This is a genomic window from uncultured Rhodococcus sp., from assembly GCF_963525155.1.
GTDB classification, from domain to species: domain Bacteria; phylum Actinomycetota; class Actinomycetes; order Mycobacteriales; family Mycobacteriaceae; genus Rhodococcus_F; species Rhodococcus_F qingshengii.
This window is the reverse complement of record NZ_CAURKP010000258.1, coordinates 1-5,807: the sequence shown is the minus strand read 5'-3', so window position 1 is coordinate 5,807 and position 5,807 is coordinate 1. Positions and strand designations below refer to the sequence as shown.

3 protein-coding genes and 1 pseudogene are annotated in these 5,807 nt (G+C 63.8%); 2 read left to right on the top strand and 2 right to left on the bottom strand.

Annotated elements, in window-relative coordinates:
- Positions 1 to 113: 113 nt before the first annotated feature.
- Both RWT78_RS27505 and RWT78_RS27500 read right to left on the bottom strand, forming a co-directional pair.
- Positions 114 to 2,381, bottom strand: coding sequence for a DUF2254 family protein (locus RWT78_RS27505; protein ID WP_314682321.1), 2,268 nt, complete (start codon positions 2,379 to 2,381; stop codon positions 114 to 116).
- A 4-nt stretch (positions 2,382 to 2,385) separates the two neighbouring features.
- Positions 2,386 to 4,521 (bottom strand): DUF2156 domain-containing protein, encoded by a 2,136-nt coding sequence (locus tag RWT78_RS27500; protein WP_314682318.1) that lies wholly within the window; start codon positions 4,519 to 4,521, stop codon positions 2,386 to 2,388.
- Between the two features lie 139 nt (positions 4,522 to 4,660).
- On the opposite strand from RWT78_RS27500, the gene RWT78_RS27495 reads away from it, so the two are divergent.
- Complete coding sequence (locus RWT78_RS27495; RefSeq protein WP_314682315.1) at positions 4,661 to 5,275, top strand: CoA pyrophosphatase; 615 nt, start codon at positions 4,661 to 4,663, stop codon at positions 5,273 to 5,275.
- Between the two features lie 109 nt (positions 5,276 to 5,384).
- Positions 5,385 to 5,567 (top strand): annotated as a pseudogene (locus tag RWT78_RS27490) (CDP-alcohol phosphatidyltransferase family protein); the annotation flags it as partial.
- Positions 5,568 to 5,807 lie beyond the last annotated feature (240 nt).

The window sequence follows — 5,807 nt, the reverse complement described above, 5'->3', positions numbered from 1 at the left end:
CATGTCTTCAATCGCTCTACGTAGCCGCAATGGCCGCAGGGATGGAGGTTCACTGCGCCGAGGTCGACGGAGGGCACAGCTTCCAGGTGTGGTCGGCTGGATTGGCGAGTCAATTAGGTTGGCTGGGAACGCGACTCGGCCTGCCCGGATGAACGATCGTCCGGAAGTTCCGAAGACCCGATGATCAGCGGGTGAATTCTTCCGGTCGCCCCGGCTTCGGAGCCCAATCCCTGCGGATCCGCCACACTCGCGAGCCGAAGGTCGAGTGCGCCGGTCCATTCTCGGGTCAATTGCGCATCGAGTGCGTCGACGCGCTCGAGTAGCGGAGGGTGCTGGTCCGGCGGGCAGGCTTCGAGCAAGGTCGCGAATACCGCGCGTAGACGGCGCTGGACCTGCGCGGAATTGGTACTGAAGTGCCGGATCTCGTCGGTGGCGACGGACACGTAATCGGTCCAGGTGCGTTGCTGCCCTCTGATCAGCGTGAGATCCGAGGTTGATGTGTCGAAGCGGACCCGCGGGGCGAGAAGTACCAGAAGATCTTCGATGTGGTCGAGAGCCTGGACGGCTCGGCCCGGGTCGTTGATGGCGGGTGACAGTGCCTTGAGCGCGATGTCCACGATCGACTGAAGCGCTGCACCGGGGCTGACGACCGGGCTGTGCGTGTCACCGAAGATCAAGCACGACATCAAGGTATCCGGGCGTACCTTCAGCGACGGTCCGCGTACCTCGAAGAGGGGCGCGTTCTGGGCGACGAACTCGCCGATGCTGGGGACGACTTCGACCGAGACGTCCCAGCGGCCGGCCAACCGCTGCAGTCGTGCGAGATCGATCGCCAGCAGAATCCGGCCGTCGGGTGAGAGGTGGCGCAGGCGAATCACCAGTGCGTCGGCGCTCTCGGAGTTCTCGGACTCGCGCGGTTGGGGTAGGGGGAGCGGCTGACTGGGTTTCGGTGCGCCAGAGGGCAGGTCCTCGTACAGCGGATAGGCACGAATCGTCGCGCTCCGGCCCTGGGCCGCTATCCAACGCAGCAACCGACTGGAATTGAGAATCGACCCGACCTTCGCCACCAACGCGATGAACAGGATCGCACTGGCCAATGCCAGAAGCAGTGCGATCGCCGTGGAGATGGTCGGTGAGGAATTCTCCGAATCGAGCGCCAGATCGAGCGCAATGATCAAGGAGAAGACGAACGTGGCCAGAAACATGCCGATCGACCACCGCATCACCCGCTGCTGCGCAAGCATCGGGACCACCCGCACCGAAATCTGCGATGCGCCGAACTGCATTGCGAGGGTGATGGCGGTGAACACCAGACCGGTGAGAGTGATCATCCCGCCGGCGATGACGCTGAGCAGCGTCGCGGTGGCCCCGGCGTCCACGCCCTCGGAAATGGTACCGACGTCGCCGTCGCTGACGAGATCTCCGTCGATCCCGACGAGGATGTTCGCGGTGACGACGGACAGGACGACGAGGATCACGGGGAGGCGCCAGACGGGGACTGTTCGTAGTCGTCGGCGAGTTCGACGCCAGCGAATTCTGTCCGAGAGCCGCCGCGACAATCCGACCTTCGACGTGGGGGTTGTGGTGTCGACGACGGGGAGCGGTGGTGGGGGCGGGGGAGTGGAACCGAAACTTCCCGACACCGTTTCCTGCACGTAGATCTTCGCGTGGATCATCGGCTCGCGATAACGCTGTTCACGGGCCACTGCCCGGCTCATCTTCGCCGGCCTGTCGCGGTAACGCGAGCGCGCCCACGGCGCACCCGGGCGACTCAACCGAATTGCTCCGATCAACAGAAGTGGGGTGAAGAACAGCCCGATCAGGCCGGTCCAGAGTTTGCCCTTCATCAACGTGATCACGGCGAGTCCGAGTTGGATCACGATCGCGACGACAACGCCGATCAACGTCGCCAGGCTGCGGTCCTGCTCGTACGGGTCGAACTCTCCCGCGAACCCGATCGGGTGGACCCCGAGAAGGAAAAGGAACGAGATCGCGATGGCAACGAACACTGCGTCGATGGACGAGCGACCTTCCTCGGCCCAGTAGACATCGCGCAGATGCAACACGAGCGCGTACTCGTCGAGGACCAACGCGCTGCCGATGCCGAACACCGACGCGAGAACACAATTGGCGATCGGGGTGTGATAGTCGGCCAGAGCGATGAAGGCGAAGCCGGACACGAGCATCATCATCAAACCGAAAACCATGTGGTGGATGTGCATTCCACCGGGCGTGACATTGCCTGGCCACCACGAGACCTCGGCCCGGATCATCCGGACGCTGAAGCGGATGAACAGGAACGTCAGGACAAAGGCGAGTAGGAGGAAGAACAGCGGGAGCCTGCCGGTGTTGACGACCGTGTGCTCGAACCAGGACCGCACGGCGTCAACTCTTGCTGGTGGCGAGCTTGATCAGCTGAGGAGCCGTTGCGTCGGGCAGGTATGCACGCGTCAGTGCGATTCCGATCCGAGGCAGGTCGGCCTCGTCGCGGAAACACAGGAAAACGGGTTCGTACCTCGGCTTGAACTTCTTCTTGAACGCGTGAAGAGACCGGAAGCCGTACAGCGGTTCCATCGCGGCTCCGAGCATGTCCAGCAGGCGGTCCATCGATGCGGCGTCGGCGCCGTCGTCGCTGCGGGCGAGCGGTGCTCCGGACAGTGAGACGAATTGGGCACCTTGTTCTTTGAACTCGAGGGCCGACGATGCGATGAGGAACTCGACCACCGGACGGAACCCGTCGGGACGTCGACGCATGACGTCGAGTGTCCAACCCTGAACCACGCCGCCTTCGCCGTACACCGGCAACCACGAGGTGACGCCGTGAATGCTTCCGGTCGGGTCGACGGCCAAGCCGACCCGGACGTCGCGATCGAGCGCCTCCTCGACGCTTCCGAGGGTGAACCCCATCTCGGGTAGCCCCTTGTCGCCCACCCATTCCTCGGAGATGGCGCGCACCTGAGCCAATACGGAGAACGGCTCGTCGGCCAATGTTGTCATCCGGAAGGTGATGTCGTCCTTCTTGGCCTTGTTGAGCGCCGAGCGGATGTCCTGCCAGGATTTACCGGTGAACTGCAGTTCTGGTAGGTCGACGATCGTGTCTTCGGCGACCTGAACGGTGCGCCAGCCACGCCGGGTGGCGGCGTCGGCTGTCTCCTTCCCCACGGAGAACAAGCAGGGAGTGAGGCCGTTGGCTTCGGACATCGTCGTGAATTCGTCGACCGCTGCGGCAAGTCGGTCGGGGCTCGCTATCGGATCCGCCAGGACCACGACGACACCGACATGCCGTTGGAATGCAACGACGCTCTCACCCGACTCGCCGAAGTAGTAACTGTTGCCGTCCCACGTCGTCATCCACGACATGGTTCCGCCGCCGTGCCGTTTGAGCAGTTCCTGAGCGGCGGCGCGCGGATCGTTCCCGGACAACGGCCCGCCTCGAATCTTGCGCCGCATCGGTACGTGGAAAGCGTGGCGGCCCTTGATCAACAAGATGAGTTCGAGAAGCCAGAGCAGCGCGGTACCGACCGTGACGGCGCCGGCGCTCTCGTAGTCGAAGAAGATGACCGAGACGAGGACGAGGGCGGTGGCCAAAACCGTCAGTGAACCGAACACCACGGCAACCCACCAGGCCCAGCGGCGACCTCGTCGCAACTGGTCCGCGATCAGGGCAACGATGACCACGTCGATCAATGCCGTCCAGCCCGAACCGGTTTCGGCTTCCGTCGGCCCGAACGGTCCGCTTCCGGGGAACAGCCAGACGGCGATCTCGACCACGCCGATCAGGAGCAGGCCGATGAATCCGAGCAGGCGGATCTCGCGTCGCGTTCGGGGGATGAATCCGCGCTCTCCGTCGCCGAAGAACTTCTCGCCCACCGGCAGGAATATCGCGACCGCGATGAGGTGCTGCACGTCGGCGAGGCGGCCTTCGAAGAGGAACGCGATCGCAATGTACGCGCACAGAATGGCGCGCACTCGCATTCGCCAGGGCGAGCGGAGTGTTGCCGTGGTCGCGGCGAGTGCGGCGATGATTGCGGTGGTGACACCGACGTCGCGGTGGGTGGCGAGGTTGCGAGCCCAATCCCAGTCGGTGTGGCTGCCCGCCCAGAGGAGGAGCGATGCACCGAGTTCGCCCGCCAACTGACCGCTGATCGTGACGATGGCCGCGTTCTTGGTTCCCAGGCGCCATTCGCACCAGCCGACCGCGAAGGCAAAAACGACGATGATCGAAACATACTGACCCGGCGTCAATCCGAAGAACCACCCCGTGACGAGAGTCCACCACTTGCCTTCCTGCAAGGCAGGAACTCCGTAGGCGATGTCGTTGAACCACGAGTAGGTACGGACGTGATTCCACAGGGCGCCGGTCGCGATCCCGACGACGGTGATGGTGAGCACGACGCTCGCGGTGAACGGCACACGCCGCAGGACGCTCAGCGTGTCGGAGGCGAAGCGGGAGGCCCGATTCGACGCGCCCGGCGCGCTCTGGTCGGTCTGCGGGGTGGGGGTCTGGGACTGCTCAGCCATCGAGGTTCTCTTCTCGCCATGCCGCACGGTGGATTCTGCCTGTTCAGCATGACAGGAATACAGACCGATAATCAGGCGAAGCGGCCAAAATGGACCAGACTGGCTGAGGGTCTCAGTCTCGTGGCGCTACTGTCGAGCCATGGTGAACGGAGATTTACTGAATCGGGACCACGTGGTCGCCTCACTTGCCGCTTTCGAACCTCGGTCGGTCGAATTGGACGGAAGGCGCTCGGCGTCGGTGGTCATCGTCGTCATGCGGACTGCGGACGGAACACCAGTGTTCCCGGTGACGAAGCGGCCGAGCAAGATGCGCGCCCACCCCGGTCAATTCGCGTTGCCGGGCGGAAGCGTCGACCCGGGTGAGTCTTCCGAACAAGCAGCGGTTCGGGAGCTGTCCGAAGAGTTGGGCGTCGACGTCCCTGAGTCGAACATCATCGGCCGGCTCGACGACTACGTCACCCGTTCGGGATTTGTGATCCGACCGTTCGTCGTCTGGTCCGGTGAGGACATCGGGGGACTGGTACCCAATCCCGACGAGGTGGCCCAGGTGTATGCCGTCACGTCGGAGGAACTCGACGTGGACTCGCGCTTCGTCACCATCGAGGAATCACCGAACCCGGTGATCCAATGGCCTTTCCGAACGAGCCTGATCCATGCGCCGACCGGAGCCGTCATCTATCAGTTCCGCGAAGTGCTGAACGGACGGAACACGCGCATCGACAAGCTCGAGCAGCCGGTGTTCGCCTGGAGATAAGGGCAGCTCGACACGCTCGGGACAGTTCAGGCTACGGCGCCTCGGCGAATAGTCCGTCGTGCTGTGGAAAGCTGGCCGCACGGCAATCGAACGACGCGAGGTGTGTGCAGTGAACTCTGGCGAACAAGAACCGATCCCCACGGATCGGATTCTCACTGTTCCCAACGTGCTCAGTATCGTGCGTCTACTCGCTCTGCCGCTGTTCGCCTACCTGCTGCTCGTCACGCACTCGGACGGCTGGGCATTGGCGCTGCTGATGCTCAGCGGGTTCACCGACTGGCTCGACGGCAAGCGCACCGACCTGCGCGTCAACGCGATCAACGTCACCGATCCGCATGTCCTCGCCGGCGTCCAGGCGGTCAGCACCAATGCGCAGGACACGATCGGTCGCAACGGCACGGTGATCGCCGGCTCGCCGCCCGCGTATTACATCGGCAGTGGCGCGGCGGTGATGGCGACGATCTCGCGGGCGTTCTGAGGTGGCGACGCAGCTGAAGCATCTGGTCCACGGCATGGGTACCGCGATGGAGGC

Coding starts and splice junctions, on each gene's coding strand:
- RWT78_RS27495 (WP_314682315.1), top strand. CDS start 4,661: ATGGTGAACGGAGATTTACTGAATCGGGACCACGTGGTCGCCTCACTT.
- RWT78_RS27500 (WP_314682318.1), bottom strand. CDS start 4,521: ATGGCTGAGCAGTCCCAGACCCCCACCCCGCAGACCGACCAGAGCGCG.